Genomic DNA, 18,004 nt, shown 5'->3' with positions numbered 1-18,004 from the left:
TTGGATTTACCGTTTGATATTTTGAATCATGCATTAATCTTTTCCTATTCCTTTGGCCCAAAGTGGCGCTCCATCTTCCCATTTATTATGAGTCAGTCTGATTTTTTTATCCGAATCGATGTGAATGGCAAAAATTTCACCGTAAATCTGAGGCCCAAAAATCACAGATTGAACCAATGGTTCTTCATCATTAATGCCACCTTCTTCGGAGGCATAAATGATCCAATCACCATCAGGAGAAAAGTGAGGATGGGCATCTTGACCAACATCATCGGTCATTCTCTTTGGTTTGCTCCATGTTCCATCTTCATGGAGAAAAGAAAGGAATAAATCCATCGTTTTCACTTTGCCTTCTATGTCAGTACCTAAGCGATCCGAGCAGAAAGCAATCTTATCCCCTTGAGGAGAAATGATCGGAAAATTGTCTCTGTGCTCATCTGAGGTGAAGTTTTGAATAGTTCCACCTTCCTGTAAGTAAATATCGAAAAAGCCTGATCTACCACTTCTAAAAACAATCTTTGATTGATCAGTTGTGACATCTCCAAACCCATCATTGAAATCTGATAAGGTTAGTTTTGTTGTTTCCAATGAGCTTAGATTAAGAGAGAAGACATCTCCTTGATTTGATGGTCCACCTCTGAAATTACCCACAGAATAAAGTAGGTCGCTTCCGGACGGATTAAATTTGGTATCAATAACCATCCCATTTAAAGGATTGTAATTAGATGGCTTGGTAAAAGGATAAATTGAGGTTACTTCATTTGTGTTATAATCAACCTCATAAAAACGAATGGGAATCTGGATCAACAAAGGAAGAACAATGATTATAAAAAGTGTGCTCGCAAGATTAAAGACAAATATATTTCTCAATTGTTCGAACAAAATCCGTGTTCTGTTTTTATGAGTAAATCCAATACATAAGACTAAAAATAACGCTACTACCCCAAGATAAACCCGGATAGTATTGATTGGAGCAAGTTGATCAATGAAAAAATAGTAAAGGACGAAAGCCAACAAAGCAAGAATTGAAACAGCCATGACATTGAAAAAAAGGATTGCACTAAGCTTTCCTTTGGCAGTGTGAAGGTTTCGATTGCCTGTTCCAACGAATATAACATAGATAAGTATTATGGCCAGGAGGCTATAGGCCCAATTAGTCATCGCATCTGACAAGCCTCTCACGTCGGTGTGATCAAAAATAAGCGTATGATCAGTGGGATTTGGAGGAGCAGCAAAGGCCCTGCGAACTGCGTACAGATCAACTGTATTTGTGTTCAGATCTATGGTATACGGAGAACCTTTAACCAACAAATCACCTTCAAATCCTCCTAAATTGTAAGCCATTTCCGAAGGGGCCTGACCTCCATAAAAGGTAATTAATCCATTTTTATTGGCTTTTGCCCCTAAAAAATTTGAGGTGGAATTGAACATGGAATCTACTTGATTGGTCTTTAGGTTCAAACTCATTAGTCGAAACGCTCTATTTTGGACTGTTGTAAAGACTAGGGTCGAATCGTTCAATATGGAAGGCGAAATGGCATTTATTCCTTCAGGAGAAATGGCTGCCTGATTTCCACCCTCTGTATCCATTGAATAAATTCTATAGGAATCTCTGGGGCCACTGTAGAAAAATATCTTCTCTCCATCATTTGAATAACAGGGACTTCCGTCCCAATGATCATTTGTTGTTAATCTTTTTAAATTCTCCCCATCAATTGTCATGCTGTAGATATCCGCCGTTCGCCTCATAGCAAAGACAAAAATCGGGTGAGCTTTAATCGGGTGATTCCGGTCACTGGAAAATATGATCTGCGATCCATCAGGTGAAAATGAAGGCCTGAAATCTCCTCCTTGGTGATGCGTAAGGTTGATGGCATCGTCAACATTTAATGTCTCAAAGGGTTGAAAAGGTAGTCTGTAAATATCTGATTGACCTTCATGGGTAGAAGTGAATACAATCCAATTTCTGTCAGGAGAAATTACTGCCTGATCTTGCATGGAAGACTCATGATCTATCAATAGGCGGGTTTCGTTCTTTTCCTCCAGAGATTTGATGAATATTTTTGGATTTCCCAATCGCTCAGAGGTGAAGACAATCCACTTTCCATCTGGGGAAATTACCGGGTTATATTCTAGAGCATCATGGTTAGTAAGCTGATCAATTTTCTCTGTTTGGTTGTCAGCTATCCAAATATCCCAACCCTGCGGTCTTAAAGAAGAATAGAATATACGCTCATTTCCTGATTGGCTAAAAGCAAATGGAGAAGTAAGTAGAATTAAGAGTAAATAAATATATAATCTCTTCATAAGGGGTATTGGAGATAAGGGTGAACATCATTTTGCTGTTAGCCTCTCTTCATAAATTTAATATTTCTTTGATCGCTACTGGAATTTTAATACACATTCTCCTACTTACTTCTTAAACTTCCCATACACTCCTTGCCCTGGGAAAACATTGGTAACAGTCTCCCCATTTTTCAAAACAAAGGTTCCGTTAACCAATACATATTCAATTCCTTCTGAAAACTCCAATCCCCCTTCAAAAGTCGCTTTGTCAATGATCGTGTTGGGATCAAAAACAGTGATGTCGGCATCGGCACCTACCTGTATTCTTCCTTTGAACCGCATCATGGGAGCTATTCCTTCCAAACGCTTTGCCGGTAGCAGTGTCATCTTTTCGATGGCGGTATTTAAGTCCAGCACCTGATCTTCTCTGACATATTTCCCCAAAACCCTGGAAAAAGTCCCTGCTGTACGGGGATGGGCGAGTTTACTATAAGGCATACCGTCCGATCCAATGATTACCCCGGGTGCGGCAATGCCCCTTGCAATCCATTCGGGTTGCATCATGTGCATGATCACATATTGATTGGTCCTTCTGTGTCTCGTAAAGGTTTCTTGGGTAAGGCGTCAACTGCAAATCCCCATAATCAATGCCCAATTTTTCCTGCCAACCTTCATTGAACATGGCCGTCATCAAGCCTGTAGAAGCAGCGGTATAAGGATACAGTTCGGTAGTGATGTCAAAGCCTTTCTGGGTGGCTGCGCTGACCATGTTCAAAGCAAAGTCAATCTGTCCAAGTGACATGCTGTTGATGTGGACAATATGCAAAGGCGCTCCGGTCAGAACGGCATTGGCTATTACTTCCTGAGTGGCCAAAATATTGGGTTGGCGGTTGTGTGTAAATATTAGGGCATTTAATTGACCGCCCAATTCAAATACGCTATACATCTCAGCCGGCTTTGTGCCAGGCAAGTACCCAATAGGTACCCCTATTCCTATAGCTCCTTCCTCCAAGGAAGATTTGATATTGGTGAGGGTTTGGCTCATTTCTTCCGGTGTAAGATCTTCCGTAAAGGAAGGGGCAGCAATTTGAATAAAAGACGCAATTTCTCTTTCATTAGCACGAACCATATTCAAAAGCTCATCCACACCTTCCTGATACCTTCCCGTGGCCCTCAAGCGCTCATAAGGCCAGTTGACACTTGCCCCATAATGGATCAATGCCTTGTCCTGCCGTGATGCATACCAAGCACCCGTATGTTCTATTCCCCATTCAAGCTCCAATGCTGTGGTGACCCCATCATGGAGTTGGTATTCCTGTTCTACATGGCTCATGCCATGCACATGCAGGTCAATAAAACCGGGGGCAACCACCATGCCATTGACATTGACAGTTTCCTTTCCTTCCAAAGGATCGGAACTGATCATCTTTATGCGGCCATTTTGGATGCCCACATTTCTGACCGCATCCAATTTTGTTTCCGGATCAATAACACGGCCTCCTTCCAGGACAATGTCGTATTGGATTGTAGATTGCCCAAAAGCATTTAAAGAAAGGATAAGAAAGAGGATTAAAAATTTGTTTCTCATGGTTTTACCTAGTAAGAATTGTTGTGTTGGGAATGTCAACAAGTCTTTTATTTGGGATTTGATTGTGTGAAGTAATAGTTCGGCTAATACTTAATCATAAATTAAAAAAATCAATGGATCAATTCCCGTTTCTTAGGACGAAATAGATAAAAAACTTCCCCAATTAACTAAAATACTTTTCGAATGAACGTATAAGGGTAAATTGGCAATTCCCCTTTTTTCAACCCTAAACAATTGGGTTACTATCATATAACCTGATAATATTATAACTTTATAAAGATTTCATGTAATACATTGACTATTTGGGTAATGTAAATTTAATAATTGTTAATGATCACTATAAACCCAAGAAAACATGAGCCAGCAAAAAAACGAAAACCGCAAGACGCAACACGATGAAAGATCCAATCAGAAAGCCAACCAAGATAAAGGAAGAAATGACCTGAATCAGACTGAACGAAACAAAAGAGACCAAAGCCGAGAAAATGATCGTGATGAGGATCAAAAGAAAAGACAAGATGCCACTTCCAAAGACAAGGATTCTTCAAAAAAAGGAAAAGAAGAAGATTCGAAAAGGGAAAAAAATATTCCCCGTGGTGAGGATCCAAACGTAAATGCTGAAAAAGAAAGCCAAAAGGAAAGATTCAGAAATTAAGAGATGAACCACTGACGTATTGAATTTCCGAATGTATATGGAATTCGATTTTACAAAACCCTTCTACTTAAGTAGGAGGGTTGTTTTTTTCTATAGATCCTAGGCTGAGCTACAGCTTTTTTCAATTTAAAATGTGGTAGTTTATTCCATAGCTAATTTGTTTCCACATGGACCATTTGATAAACATTCAAACCTGCCTTTTTCCTGACTTCGACAGTCGTCAGTCCCATTTTAGTATAAAGTGTTGATTTTTAATATTTTATATAATTATGATTTTTGATTTGGGTGTCCCAGAGGTTATTTTGAGTATTTTTAGACATGTTTGTCCGCAAAAAGCCCAATAAAAGTGGCAAGATCAGTGTTCAGGTAATAGATAAGGTAAAGGGAAGTTATAAAGTCGCCAAAACCATAGGTAGCAGCTCCAACCCTGCAGAAGTTCAAAATCTTGTTTCTTTGGGAGAAGAATGGATCAGGAACTATAAAGGTATTCTTGATATACCATTCAACAGTGAAGAACAGGTTGCCGAATCTGTCCTGGAAAGTGTTGAAAATATTACTGTTTCAGGTACAGAACTCCTCCTGAATAAGATATTCAATGAAATTGGGTTCAACGTAATCAAAGATGATATTTTTAAGTGGCTTGTCTATTCCAGAATATGTTTTCCTGCCAGCAAACTCAAGACCTGTGACTATCTGCTGACCTATCACGGCCTTAATTTTCATGTTCAAGACCTTTACAGGTACATGGACAAGCTTTACAACAATTATAAAGAGATTGTACAGCAGATCAGTTTTGGTCACACCAAGAAAATACTGGGAGGCAGTATCAATATTGTCTTTTACGATTGTACCACACTTTATTTTGAAGTAGATCAAGAAGATGAACTAAGGAAGACCGGTTTTTCTAAAGAAGGCAGGCATCAGAATCCCCAGATAGTTTTGGGTTTGCTGGTGGGTCTTGAGGGATACCCACTGGCATATGAGATTTTTGAGGGCAACAAGTTTGAGGGCCATACCATGATTCCAGTAATAGAGACTTTTAGAAAAAAGTATAGCCTGCCCGCTCCGATAGTAGTGGCGGATTCGGGTTTGCTTTCCAAAAGCAATATCAGAGAGTTGCTCGATAACGGATATGAGTTTATTCTTGGGGCACGGCTTAAGTCTTCGGGCAACAACCAAAAAGAAAAAGTATTGGCAATCCAGATGGAAAATGGAGAGAGTGTTGCGATGGATTGGGAAGAGAGTCTTAGAATGGTTGTGAGCTACTCGGAAAGGCGGGCCAAAAAAGATAGAATCAATAGGGAAAAAGGCCTTAAAAAGCTCGAAAAACAGCTAAAGACAGGAAAACTCAACAAAACCCATATCAACAACAGAGGCTATAACAAATACCTTAAAATGGAAGGTGAGATAAAGATAGCTCTTGATATGGAAAAGTTTGAGCAAGATGGACAATGGGACGGTCTTAAAGGCTATATCACCAATACAAAGCTTGATAAAGAACAGGTGATTGAGAATTATAACAACTTGTGGAAGATAGAAAAGGCCTTCAGAATAACCAAAAATGAAATTAAGGTCAGACCTGTATACCATTATAAACAAAGAAGAATAGAGGCCCATATCAGCATAGCATTCGTCGCTTACAAGGTTTACAAAGAACTTGAAAGGCAACTGAATGAAAAAGAAGCAAACATTTCACCACAAAAAGCAATAGAAATAGCAAAAGGTATTTACACCTTAGAAATCCAACTCAAATCAACAGGGAAAAAGCTGAGGAAGACCCTGTTTTTGAACGAGAGTCAGCAAAAACTGGCAAAAATGTTCGATTTTTGATTTTGGGTGTCCCAGTGTCGAAGTCAGGAGGAAAGATTCAGAAATTAAGAGATGAACCACTGACGTATTGAATTTCCGAATGTATATGGAATTCGATTTTACAAAACCCTTCTACTTAAGTAGGAGGGTTGTTTTTTTCTATAGATCCTAGGCTGAGCTACAGCTTTTTTCAATTTAAAATATGGTAGTTTATTCCATAGCTAATTTGTTTCCACATGGACCATTTGATAAACATTCAAACCTGCCTTTTTAAGGTCCCCAGCTCAAATTTCTCTACCGGTTGCGTAGTGGCAGTACGAGAACAAAAGGAATTTTCTCAAATTTGCACCTATTCCAGATGTGCCTTGGTAGGGCCTTCATTTGGCCTATAAATCGCATAATCCCTTTTCCCACCTTTAAGTAAAAAAAAAGCTACCGAATAAATCCGGTAGCCTTAATTGTTATTATAGGGACTAATGAGACAGGCCCTTATTTTAATTACCTATGTAGCTATCCCAGTTCAACTCAGCCTGCGGATGAGGAAATTGGGGGAAAATGGCTCCTCCATCAAAGGAAGTAGGGATTTCATTCAACTTATCATACCTTCTGGCATCTATCCAACGGTGTCCCCAAGGTTCTGCCCACAGAGAATACCTTCTTTGGTAAAGAATTTCATCAATCAAGGCATCCTGAGAAGTTGCTCCGGTGTAATTTCCGATTCCGGCAGCATTTCTAATGATATTGATGGCAGCAACAGCATCAGTTGTCTGACCTAAGTTGGCATGTGCTTCTGCTTTCAGCAAAATCAATTCTTCATTTCGGATAAATGGAATGGAAGCAGTATTTGAAGCCCACCTGTTATCCTGATGTGTCCCAACCAAAGTTCCTGCGTCAGTAGAAACAGTGACAGGAGGAGCAGTTCTTTCATAAAACTTGTTTGCTACCCTTTGATCGTTGGGGGTAGCATCCTCCAACATGGAGGGATGTACCACGATCATGGTCGTGACCACTGCATCTCTCACATAAAACAAGGGATTGAAGATATCAGGTGCCGCACCATAAGGATGAGCAGGACCAGCGTTTAAGTTTCCACTTAAATCCATAAAGGAAGCATCCAAAGCGGTAAGCACTCCTTGCCAATCTTTTCTATAGGCATTTAAACGGGCGGTAATGGCCCTGTTTACTTGCTTAAGCGCAGCATTTGTATTGAATCCATCAAATCCTCTGGTCAGTCTGAAAGGGAAATCACCTGCACCAGCCGCAGTTAGGTCCTGATCACCATCATCCAAAACAGTCTTGATAAAATCAAGTGCATCTTCATAGGATACAAATCCTCCAGGATTTAATGGATCAGCAACGTCTACTCTGATTCCGTTTTGATATACCCAATTGGCAGGTATCATAAATTGAAATCCCTTGATTGTCTTGCCAAATCCCGCCACAGCTCTTCTGTCCGCGTCCGACAAGGTACTTGCACTAAGAGATGCTTCAATCAAGACATCTGCCTGCTTTATGGCCTGATAGGGAAATGCCCAAGAACCTCCCCCTGTAACCCCAAAGCCAAAATAAGCATTATCAGGAGTTCTTCCATTTTGACCCAACCAGTCTGTTTGGAACCGGGGATCAGAGCCATTCAGGTACCATATTTCTCTTCCAAAGGTATTCCAGGCTTGGGATATGTTGGTTACATAGCCTCTATGTCTGGATTCAAGTCCTGTCAATAAGAATTGGATTTGCTCCCTCGAGGCATTGTTGCTTACACTTGCCACGGATGGATTATTAGGATCATCTATTTCATCCAACTGAAGCGGATTACAGGCAAACAAACTTATCGCCGCCAATACCGCAATACTCAAATATTTTTTTATTTTTTTCATGATTTTCGGCTTTGGTGATTAAAAGTCAATAGTAACATGGAAGAATACCCTACGTGGTGTTGGATATGGCGTAATGTCCACATTGTTTGCCACTGCCTGGGCACCAAAAGTGGACGTCTCAGGATCATATCCTTCATACTTTGTAAATAAGAAGGCATTGTTCATGGAAGCCCCTAACCTGATGTTTTCCACACTATTTCCAAATGCCTGATTCAACGTATTCCTAGGAATGGTATAGTACAAACCAATTTCTCTGATTTTTAAGAAAGTAGCATCCTGAACCCATCTACCGGCATTGTTGTAAGGCTCCGGAGGTCTTTGCCTTCCATTGGGGATACCATCTCCATTATCATCATCAAACCATCCATTGGTGGTACCTCCTGAATCTGTCAGAAAAGCAGAAAGGTTGACATTGTCTCCCCTATGTCTGTATTCCATCAAGAAAGAAAACTCAAAGTGCTTGGCGAAAGTGAAATTATTCACCCAAGACATATTGTATCTAGGCTGTGCATTGCCCCAAATGGTAAAGCCTCCTGGATTGGATGGATCCGCTGGTGTTCCTACAATGGTAGTAGGGGAAAATCCTTCGGCATAGAGAAAAGTACCCAATGCGGATCCGAAACCACCAGAAATATATGTAGGGATTCCCAATCTTTTCATGTTCAACCTATTGTGCCAATACATGAGCCTGGTATTCCATCGGAAATTGGGTTTTTCTACAATCGACCCAAACAAAGCCAGTTCAACACCTTTGTTTTCCAGTTCTGCCTCATTACTTGGTGTAGAGTTTACACCGGTAGATGGAGCAAGCGTAAGGTTTTGGATATTGTTCTGGGTGTTTTTGATGTAATAGGTAGCCTCAAGTCCAATCCTATTATTCAAGAAACCAGCATCTATACCAAACTCCAATTCACTTGCCGTTTCGGGTAGAATCTGAGTATTTCCAATTTGCGTGGAAACAACAGATCCCAAAAGTCCTCCAATGTTGGTTCCTCCAAGTGGCGTAAATGTTGCACCAAATGCTACGGGACCTGCAGTCTCTCCATAAGCAATTCTTGGCTTCAATGCTGAGAAAGTAGATTTAGAACCCCAGAAGTCAAAGTTTGCCAAGTTAAAGGCCACAGAAGCCCTTGGAAAAGCAAAGAATTTGTTAGGATCACCATTCAGCGTGGATTTGTCCCATCTGATCCCCACAGTACCTATGATTTTATCTTCAAAGTTGGCCTCTTGCTGCAGAAATACCCCTGCTTCCTGAACCTCAGAGAAGAACTGTTGATTTATTTCCTGGACAGTAGCTTGTTGAAGATTGATTTGACCAGGTGCTAAACCTCGACCTCGGTTGAACAAGTCGTTGTTATTAAAATCCAGTCTCACCAACCCTGCTTGAGAATTCATATTCACCCTACCTAGGTTCCAGTTGTAAAGTAAAACAGCTTGAATATTGGTATTGAAACTCTCCTGCTTACCCCATAATACATCTCCCGGATTAGCCTGACCTCTTTGGAACTGCAAAGATTCAGGAAGATGTACCAAGGTTGTATTTTGCAAGAAATCCAGACCCCCGCCAAGTTGTAACTTTAATATACTGTTTGAAGATTTATACAAATCAGCATCTAAAGTGAAGGCCTGTACAAATCTGTTAACCAAAGAGTTGTTGGTACCCAAATCAGTTACAGCAACTGGATTTTCAGAAAAATAGGGGTTAATCGGATAAGTCCCATCTGCATTTCTCCTCAAGTCATAATAATTCGGAACATAAGCAATATTGTACCCGATACTGGCTCCGCTATTATTCTGATTACCGGTAAAACCCCTGTCTGTATCAGTTCTGATATAATTGGATGATACACCCAATCGGATGGATTCTGTGATTTTATGATCAATATTTGCTCTGATGGAGGTCCTCTGAAATCCTGTATTTCTTACTGTTCCATCTTCATCCGCAAAATTGCCACTGACAAAGAAATTTGTTTTGTCATTGCCGCCGCTGATAGTCAACCTGGTATTGGACAATATGGCCCTATTGTTGTAAAAATAATCTTCATAATCAATGAATGTATTGGATGCCTGCGCAGCTCTGAATCTCTCCAATTCAAGAGGCCTTCTTGCTTCAGGAAAGAAGAAGTTAATCTTTTCTTCACTCCAATCATCCACACCCAATAACCTCAACGGCTCAGCAAAGCCAATATCCTGGGATAAAGAAACCCTTGTTTTACCGGAAGCTCCTCTCTTGGTCGTAATGATGATTACACCTGCATTGGCTCGGGTACCATAAATTGCCGCGGCAGATGGACCCTTCAATACTTCAATGGATTCTATATCATTTGGATTCAGATCGGCCAACCGGTTAGCGCCGTCATCCTGGTTAGAAGCACCAGCTCCCGACACGGTGGCCCTACCAGTTCTTTGGAAAGAGTTGTTGATATACACACCGTCCAAGATAATCAAAGGCTGGGAAGCACCGGTTAAGGTCGAAATACCCCTTAGCTGAATGGAGACCCCTCCTCCCGGGGCACCGGAATTCATCTTAATGTTGGCACCTGCTATCTTGCCATACAAGGCCCCGTCTGTAGTTTGGATATTGGTGGTTCCCACAAGTTCATCCGCCGAAACAGTAGATACCGCATTCGCCAGGTTACTCCTTTTTATGTTGGAAGCAAGACCTGTGATGACCACCTCCTCCAAATTCGTCGCATCCTGCGCTAAAGTAACTTGAATTGCATCGGAACCTGGAGAGACATTCACGTTTTTACTGACGTACCCCAAAGAAGAAATCACCAAGACGGCTTGTTGATTACCATCAATACCGATTGAAAATCCACCATCAAGGTCTGTAATCGCACCTCTTGTGGAATTCCTGACAAGGACCGTGGCCCCAATAAGGGGTTCTCCTGTCCGCTCATCTGTCACAGTACCCGTTACGGTATACTGTGCCCAACTCCATCCTACTGTTACCAGAAGGAGAAAAAGGGTTGCACTGATTCTGTAAAATTTTCTCATAGATATTTATTTGTTTTGCAAAAGATAATACTATTAAATATAGTAAATCAGTGCTGATTTCAAATAAAAAATGATCCAAGAATGGTTAAAAAATTTTACCGCTAGATTTAGTAATTGACTATAGGTATAAGGGATATTTTAAAAAAACGACATATGCTAAAAAACAGGGTATGAATTGCTATTCCTTCCGACATTCCCGCTTTTTGTGAGTGGAAAGAAAATTTGAAATGTGGTTTGAAAAAAACTTTTCATCTGGGGGTTAACTAATTTTAAAATCTGACTGTTTGGCATATTCCGCGTACCAATTATTTGGCCTCGGCAAGCTCTGCTACCGGGTTTAAAAAGTATTTGGGGTAGTCTTAAGTACTTAAATTCTCAAAAATTTTAATACATCCTGAATAGAAGGCTTCAGCTTTCTCCCTTATCCGCTTTGTTGATAATTAAAAAAAAATTAACACTTTGTGAGATAGGCTTAAACAATACACACATTGAATCCTACCATTCTTGTAACCCCAAAGCAGATCAGAAAACAAGAAGTGTAAATTTGACATTTTTTTGTAACTTTCTTACTTGTTCACAAACCCAATTGTCATGTCTCAACAGCTTGGCATATTGTATGCTAAAATTAATTAAACAAACTCACCAATAAACCTATCCCTATGCTTTATCCACAAAAAACCTTCATCGTTCAAGCCTTTTTGGCCTTCTTGCTTGTATTTGCTTCTACCGTTATGGCGCAGGACGGGACCATCTACCCACTCGATGCCCCAGAAGAACCTGAGGCAATTCCTCTCGGAACAGGAGGGGTTGATGACCAACCAGCACCTGAGACCTGGTTTCGTCAGTGGGGTGACCCTATGGCCCGAAACATTTCTAAAGCGACCCTAACCCCCTTCCTCCCTGAGCCCGGAAAGGCCAACGGTACTGCTGTAATTGTCGCGCCAGGCGGTGGTTTCAGCTGGCTTTCGATGGGCAATGAAGGATGGGAAGTGGCAGAGGCATTGGCGGCACAGGGAATTGCTGCCTTCGTTCTCAAATACCGCCTTAACCCAACTCCTGAAAAGTTGGAAGATTTTTCGGCATGGATGAACCGTCCCCGAACCCCTGCCCCGCCATCATCTTCCGAGGCTACACCAAATACCACAACTCCCCGACCTCCACAGCGTGACCTATCCAACCAACTCGAAGACGCCGAAGCGGCTTACGCCATGATCGTCTCACGGGCTAAGGAATGGGGAGTAGATACGGAGCGAATTGGCATGATCGGTTTCTCGGCAGGTGCTGGGCTGACCATGCACGCCACCCTTCATTCCACGACCATGAAGCTGGCCTTCATCGGTCCCATTTATGGTGGAATGGGTCCAGTAGATGTTCCTAAGCATGCGCCACCCATGTTCAATGTGATAGCGACTGATGATTTTCTTTTCTTGGGCCAGACGGGTGTGATAGAATCCTGGTACAAAGCAGGCATCCCAGTTGAATTCCATCTATACCAGAACGGCGGACACGGTTTCGGCCTCGGCAATCCCGACCGGACCAGCAACCGATGGTTTGATGCTTTCATGTATTGGCTTGAGGTAAACAAGTTTTTGGCTGCTAAATAAGGGAATGATTGATGACGAAAAAGCAAAACATAAATTGTCAGCAACAGTTTAATTGTTAAAAAGAATAGCAAAGTGATTGGCTTGGTCTGAGGTTTCTAATCTAAAATGTGCCTTATCCGCATATTTTTACATCAGGAGCAAAAACCAATACTGTTAAGTTTTTGAAATTACAGCTATTGGAATAGGAGTGCCTTATCCTGACGAAACATTCGAACAAAACATATGATTGTTAGAAAAACAGATCAAGGGTTACATGTCATTTTTCAGGCAAGCCACGGCTTATTGGCAGGAAAAATTGCAGACCAGCTAATGATTAAATACAGACCCCTTTTATGGCTGGAAACCTTGATAGCTGTAGTTGAACACGACGACCAACAACTGGATTATAAAGAAAAAAACTACTTGTCAGAACTTGGAATTCCATTGGATTTTACGGAAGATTCTGAAAGTGCCATAAAATCAATCAAAAGAGCAAAAAGGGTTTTTGACCAAGCAAAAAGTAAATCTTTATGGACAGCATTGCTAGTTTCTTTTCACTTGGACTTCTTATATGAATCTCTCAGGGAAAAAAACGTAAAAGCAAAGCAATTTCTTGATGCACAAAAAGCCTTTCGTAAAGAAACTGTTTCTTATTTTGGGATTGATGAGGACAAAGCTGCATCGCAATATGCGCTCGTTAAGTTTTGTGACCGCTGCTCCTTGATTTTGTGTAAAAATGAAGTTCCTGATGCAGAACGAAAACTTGAAATCAACACTTCAATCGATGGTAAAACATACTTTATTTTCCGTCAAAAAAACCAAAATCTCAGCATCACACCTTGGTGTTTTGAAGCAGATGCCTTTGAACTTTCCATAGAGGAAACCGTCTTAGAGCAAACGAAATTTAAAAACAAGAAAGAGTTGAAGGATGTTTTGGAAGCTACACCCAGAAGAAATGTGACATGGAAATTTGCAAAATGATTTTTTGGAAGGGTCTAAATTCAGCAAATCCATCAAAATTAATCCTAGGCTAATCTGGTAAAACATCCTTATTTCATTGCCTATCCCTGATTCTCAATATCAACTTGATTAGAATTGGATATCATAACAATGAAGCATTTGTTGGTAGACCCGTTCATTCATAATTTCAATACCCCACTGCTCCTCCATCCTTGCTGGCCGAATCGGAAGCACCAATATACACCCCAAGTTTGGGATCGTAACTGATTCCCATCAATACGCCCAGGTTATTAACCGGCCTCAGCTTATGACCCATCAGTTCAAGCGCATCCCGGGTATCAGGAGACAGGAGGTGCCTTTCATACCTGATTTCATCGGGAAACCATTGATGGTGTATTTTCATGGCTTCGATGGCTTTGTCGATTCTCATGTCGTATTCCAATACGTTCAGAACAGTCTGAAAAACCGTATTGATAATTGTCCTGCCTCCCGGGCTTCCGATGATAAGGAAAGGCCTGCCATCCTTGGCCACGATGGTCGGGGTCATGCTGGAAAGCATTCTTTTTTCCGGTGCGATGAGATTGGGATTGGAACCGATTTGACCACGGCTATTGGTCACTCCGGCTACAGGGTTGAAATCTCCCATTTCATTGTTGAAGATGAAACCTAGTTTGGATGAGCCCATTTTTACCCCATAGGAATGCTCAAGGGTATAGGTCAGGGAAACAGCGTTGCCATCCTTGTCCACTACCGAAAAATGAGTGGTACTGCTGCCATCATACAACTGTCCATACCTGGAAGTGTCACTGAGGGAAGCTTTGGACATATCGATATGGTCAAAACGCATTTTGGCAAATTCTTTGGTGGTCAGCATATCCAATGGCAATTCGGGATTGAAATCAGGATCTCCCAAATGTTCCGCCCGATCTGCAAAAGCCCTCCGCATGGCTTCTGCCACCAAGTGCACGTAAGTAGTGGAATTGAATTCGATTTTTTTGAGGTCAGCCAGTTCCATCAGGTTCATCATCTCAATCAATGCCACTCCGCCGGAACTTGGGGGAGCCATGGAATAAATTTCGAAGTCCTTGTACGAACCTTTCAGAGGTTTGCGTTCAATGGCAGAATATTTTGCCAGGTCTTCTTTGGTAATGATGCCGCCCTTGGCTTTCATGTAGGCTTCGATCTCTTCAGCAACTTCCCCTTTGTAAAATCCATCATGCCCTTTGTCCCGGATCAAGGAAAGGGTTTTGGCCAAGGCAGGCTGCTTCCAGGTTTCTCCCGGTTGCACGACCGATCCTTCAGTGTTTCGAAAATAGTTTTTCATGATGTCATATGCATCATCCAATTCGGACATTCGAAGGGCCACCTGATACAATCCCCAGGTCATGGGAAATCCATTTTCCGCAAGGTCTACGGCCGGTTGGACCAAATCGGGCCAGGGTAAACTCCCGTACTTCTGATGTGCCAGATACAGGCCCGCCACAGTTCCCGGAACACCCACTGCCTTGATGGTTTCATGATTGGAACCCTCAATCAGGTTTCCATCGGCGTCCTGAAACAGGTCAGGAGTAGCTTTCAAGGGCGCTTTTTCCCTAAAATCAAAAGTAGTAACATTCCCGTCCGATTTCATCAACACAATAAATCCTCCCCCTCCGATATTCCCTGCTTCGGGATGGGTTACCGCCAATGCAAAAGCAGTGGCAATACTCGCATCAATGGCATTTCCCCCTTTTTTCAAAACATCAATCCCGACCTTAGACGCAAGGACATTGTCTGAGACGACCATGCCGTTTTTGCCGTAGGTTTGGGCATTTACGTTGGAATAAAAAAGAATAAAAATGGGTAGGCAGAGAAAATGAAAAAGGACGACATTAAGTTTTTTCATTGTGTGCTGGAGTTAATACCAAGAATTTAAATTTTTGATTGATTTCTACGAATTTGTGCATAGAAAATAGGGGCCTCAATTCTAATGGAACATAATTACTATATTTTTATTATGGAAAATTGACTTTCGATAATTTGAAGTAATATATGTTAAAAAAACTGATATTTATGGCCTTGGTGATGATACCAACTTTTGTTTTTTCCCAAATAGAAAGTATTGAACAGAAGCCATTTCAAAACACCATTCGATATAATTTATCTAAACCTACCATCCTAGGATTTGGAAATACCATTTTTGGATATGAACGGATTATAAGTGAAACTAGGAGTTTTAGCCTGGATTTTGGTTTTAATCGAATGCCAGCATTTGACAATGAAGGAAATGAAAATGATATGCTTAGTCTTTTGCCAGGCGGTAAAAATAATGGAATTCACTTTTCATCAGATTACAGGTTTTACTTAAAGTCAGAAAATAAATTTAAGGCCCCACGGGGAGTTTACATAGGTCCATACTATTCCTTTAATACCTTCAATAAAAGCAAGAATTGGAATCTATCGACAACAAATTTTGATGGAATAGTGGGGACTGATTTGGGGATACGTTACCACACTATCGGAGCTGAGCTTGGCTATCAATTTCAACTTTCAAAGAGGCTCGTTTTGGATTTTGTGCTTTTTGGACCAGGAATTGGGTTTTATAAACTTGATGTGGATTTCAATTCTACGCTCGATCCGGATGATTCTGCTCTGGTTTTAGAACATATAAACGAGTTATTGTCGAATAAACTGCCAGGATTCAACACATTGATTGATGGAAGCGGATTTGAAAAAACGGGGTCTGTCAAGGCTGGCGCTTTTGGCTACAGGCTTTCAATACATATTGGATATAGGTTTTAACTATTGTAATTGGAGACAAATTGTTGTGTGGGCTGTGAGTAAATGGTCAATCAAATCCTCAAATTTCGTCAATTGGTCCAATCTCATTTCCCAATTTTGTGGATTTCAAATATTGAGAAGGAGGCATATTTTTAAACTTTTTAAAAGCGGCAATGAAGGTGTTTCGATTGGAAAACCCACATTCCTTGGCAATGGCTTCCAGGGTGATATTTTTAAATTCCCCTGATTCCATCATGCTGCAACATTCGTCTATTCTCCGGGAATTTACTAAATCCAGAAAAGTGGTTCCCAAAACTTTATTGATATGTTGCGATAACAAATAAAACGGAATTCCTGAATCCTTGGACATTTCATGAATCGAGTAATTCTTTTGGAGGTATTTTTTTGAATTGTCCAATATTTCTTTTAGCTGACTTTCGATGAATAGCTTTTTCTCCTCAGAAATTTTATCAATTTCCAAGCTTCTGGAATCTGCTTTTTCAATGGACAATTCATAAAACTTTTCATTTGGTCCATAAAGAACATTTGGGAAAAACATAATCGTTATTCCACTGATTAGGATAAGTATTCCTCCAGTTAGATGAATTAGATCAAAAATAATTTTTACGTCTGTTGACCAAAAAAACAAGAGATAAGGGATGATGATTATTGAAAAAGAGGATAAATATATTTTCATCCACATAAGCCATTCTTTTCCAAAAGGATTCTTTTTCTTTGAAAACAAACTCCTGTGCTTACGGATCATATGAATTGACAAGATCCAATATACAGCTATCAGCAATGTTCTTCCTTGGGTGTAAAAGAATGGAGAAAAAATTCTGCTTTGGTTAAAATTTACAAACGTTAATGGGTCATCTATTTCCGATTGAATCAATCGAACTTTTTCTTCCAAGCCTGTCAAAAATAAAACCGGGAAAAAATCGATAAAATAAATGGCAACAGGTAAGAAATGTAAAAGATCCACCCATTTGAACTTTAATTCGGAACATACTTTTTGAATATATAGATAGGCAAGTGGAGCAAATAATAATCCGGCTATATTTCCTGTTCTATACAGATGGGGAATAAATATGTGATAGCCGGTATAAATCAAAAACACTAAAAACAAGGCATAGGATAAAAATAGATAAGACAATCCTATGAGAACATTAGCTTTTGTTTTTTTTATTCCAAAAGATATCAGAATAATGCTAACAATAAAGCCAATGAAAACTGATATGATGTAAATGATTCCTTTCCAGTCTAATGAAAGTTCCATTTTTTTGAGTTTTAAAATAAATTAGGAAGCTAGTGAAAAAACAGATAAGATAGAATTTGAAGATCCGATTTTATGTAAATTTGATAGGTTTTAGGAAAAAAAATGTCAGATTAGAAATAGATTTTTCGTTTTAAAAATTTTTATTGATGGGCTTTATCACCCAAAATTTGACTTTAATGGTAAAAACCCATGCCTCACTCAAATTTC

The 18,004-nt window shown here is 40.4% G+C and carries 12 protein-coding genes; 5 read left to right on the top strand and 7 right to left on the bottom strand.

Features of this window, described 5'->3' with window-relative positions:
- Positions 1-33: 33 nt before the first annotated feature.
- From H1A14_RS05830 to H1A14_RS05820, 3 genes are all read right to left on the bottom strand, one after another.
- Complete coding sequence (locus tag H1A14_RS05830) at positions 34-2,307, bottom strand: TolB family protein (protein WP_194775279.1); 2,274 nt, start codon at positions 2,305-2,307, stop codon at positions 34-36.
- Positions 2,308-2,412: 105 nt separating this feature from the next.
- Positions 2,413-2,784, bottom strand: coding sequence for an amidohydrolase family protein (locus H1A14_RS05825; protein ID WP_194775278.1), 372 nt, complete (start codon positions 2,782-2,784; stop codon positions 2,413-2,415).
- The gene (locus H1A14_RS05820; protein WP_194775277.1) at positions 2,774-3,874 is read right to left on the bottom strand and encodes an amidohydrolase family protein; all 1,101 of its coding nucleotides are present in this window, start codon (positions 3,872-3,874) and stop codon (positions 2,774-2,776) included. Before H1A14_RS05820 ends, H1A14_RS05825 begins: the two co-directional genes overlap by 11 nt.
- A 355-nt stretch (positions 3,875-4,229) precedes the next feature.
- On the opposite strand from H1A14_RS05820, the gene H1A14_RS05815 reads away from it, so the two are divergent.
- Positions 4,230-4,529: a hypothetical protein gene (locus tag H1A14_RS05815; RefSeq protein ID WP_194775276.1), complete on the top strand. Its 300-nt coding sequence runs from the start codon at positions 4,230-4,232 to the stop codon at positions 4,527-4,529.
- Positions 4,530-4,847: 318 nt separating this feature from the next.
- Entirely contained in the window at positions 4,848-6,359 is a 1,512-nt protein-coding gene (locus H1A14_RS05810; protein WP_194775275.1) for an IS1634 family transposase, read from the top strand.
- Positions 6,360-6,832: 473 nt separating this feature from the next.
- On the opposite strand, the gene H1A14_RS05805 is transcribed toward H1A14_RS05810, so the two are convergent.
- Together H1A14_RS05805 and H1A14_RS05800 are read right to left on the bottom strand one after the other, a co-directional pair.
- Entirely contained in the window at positions 6,833-8,215 is a 1,383-nt protein-coding gene (locus H1A14_RS05805) for a RagB/SusD family nutrient uptake outer membrane protein (RefSeq protein ID WP_194775274.1), read from the bottom strand.
- 18 nt (positions 8,216-8,233) lie between these two features.
- Complete coding sequence (locus H1A14_RS05800) at positions 8,234-11,215, bottom strand: SusC/RagA family TonB-linked outer membrane protein (protein WP_194775273.1); 2,982 nt, start codon at positions 11,213-11,215, stop codon at positions 8,234-8,236.
- Between the two features lie 659 nt (positions 11,216-11,874).
- Between H1A14_RS05800 and H1A14_RS05795 the strand changes: the two genes are divergently transcribed.
- Together H1A14_RS05795 and H1A14_RS05790 are read left to right on the top strand one after the other, a co-directional pair.
- Positions 11,875-12,819, top strand: coding sequence for an alpha/beta hydrolase (locus tag H1A14_RS05795; protein WP_194775272.1), 945 nt, complete (start codon positions 11,875-11,877; stop codon positions 12,817-12,819).
- A gap of 222 nt (positions 12,820-13,041) precedes the next feature.
- Positions 13,042-13,779: a DUF3891 family protein gene (locus tag H1A14_RS05790; protein ID WP_194775271.1), complete on the top strand. Its 738-nt coding sequence runs from the start codon at positions 13,042-13,044 to the stop codon at positions 13,777-13,779.
- Between the two features lie 166 nt (positions 13,780-13,945).
- On the opposite strand, the gene ggt is transcribed toward H1A14_RS05790, so the two are convergent.
- Entirely contained in the window at positions 13,946-15,643 is a 1,698-nt protein-coding gene (gene ggt, locus H1A14_RS05785; protein ID WP_194775270.1) for a gamma-glutamyltransferase, read from the bottom strand.
- Between the two features lie 146 nt (positions 15,644-15,789).
- Between ggt and H1A14_RS05780 the strand changes: the two genes are divergently transcribed.
- Positions 15,790-16,539 (top strand): DUF3575 domain-containing protein, encoded by a 750-nt coding sequence (locus H1A14_RS05780; protein ID WP_194775269.1) that lies wholly within the window; start codon positions 15,790-15,792, stop codon positions 16,537-16,539.
- 58 nt (positions 16,540-16,597) lie between these two features.
- Here H1A14_RS05780 and H1A14_RS05775 read toward each other — a convergent pair whose 3' ends face one another.
- A complete protein-coding gene (locus H1A14_RS05775) occupies positions 16,598-17,077 on the bottom strand; it encodes a helix-turn-helix domain-containing protein (protein ID WP_194775268.1) in 480 nt (159 codons plus the stop codon).
- Positions 17,078-18,004 lie beyond the last annotated feature (927 nt).

This window comes from Pararhodonellum marinum (assembly GCF_015354735.1).
Taxonomy (GTDB): Bacteria; Bacteroidota; Bacteroidia; order Cytophagales; family Cyclobacteriaceae; genus Pararhodonellum; species Pararhodonellum marinum.
The sequence above is the reverse complement of the archived record's forward strand: the minus strand, read 5'-3'. Positions and strand labels throughout refer to the sequence as shown.

Excerpts from the sequence above, each read along its gene's own strand:
- H1A14_RS05830 (WP_194775279.1), bottom strand. The coding sequence starts at position 2,307 with ATGAAGAGATTATATATTTATTTACTCTTAATTCTACTTACTTCTCCA.
- H1A14_RS05825 (WP_194775278.1), bottom strand. The coding sequence starts at position 2,784 with ATGCCTTATAGTAAACTCGCCCATCCCCGTACAGCAGGGACTTTTTCC.
- H1A14_RS05820 (WP_194775277.1), bottom strand. The coding sequence starts at position 3,874 with ATGAGAAACAAATTTTTAATCCTCTTTCTTATCCTTTCTTTAAATGCT.
- H1A14_RS05815 (WP_194775276.1), top strand. The coding sequence starts at position 4,230 with ATGAGCCAGCAAAAAAACGAAAACCGCAAGACGCAACACGATGAAAGA.
- H1A14_RS05810 (WP_194775275.1), top strand. The coding sequence starts at position 4,848 with ATGTTTGTCCGCAAAAAGCCCAATAAAAGTGGCAAGATCAGTGTTCAG.
- H1A14_RS05805 (WP_194775274.1), bottom strand. The coding sequence starts at position 8,215 with ATGAAAAAAATAAAAAAATATTTGAGTATTGCGGTATTGGCGGCGATA.
- H1A14_RS05800 (WP_194775273.1), bottom strand. The coding sequence starts at position 11,215 with ATGAGAAAATTTTACAGAATCAGTGCAACCCTTTTTCTCCTTCTGGTA.
- H1A14_RS05795 (WP_194775272.1), top strand. The coding sequence starts at position 11,875 with ATGCTTTATCCACAAAAAACCTTCATCGTTCAAGCCTTTTTGGCCTTC.
- H1A14_RS05790 (WP_194775271.1), top strand. The coding sequence starts at position 13,042 with ATGATTGTTAGAAAAACAGATCAAGGGTTACATGTCATTTTTCAGGCA.
- ggt (WP_194775270.1), bottom strand. The coding sequence starts at position 15,643 with ATGAAAAAACTTAATGTCGTCCTTTTTCATTTTCTCTGCCTACCCATT.
- H1A14_RS05780 (WP_194775269.1), top strand. The coding sequence starts at position 15,790 with ATGTTAAAAAAACTGATATTTATGGCCTTGGTGATGATACCAACTTTT.
- H1A14_RS05775 (WP_194775268.1), bottom strand. The coding sequence starts at position 17,077 with ATGTTTTTCCCAAATGTTCTTTATGGACCAAATGAAAAGTTTTATGAA.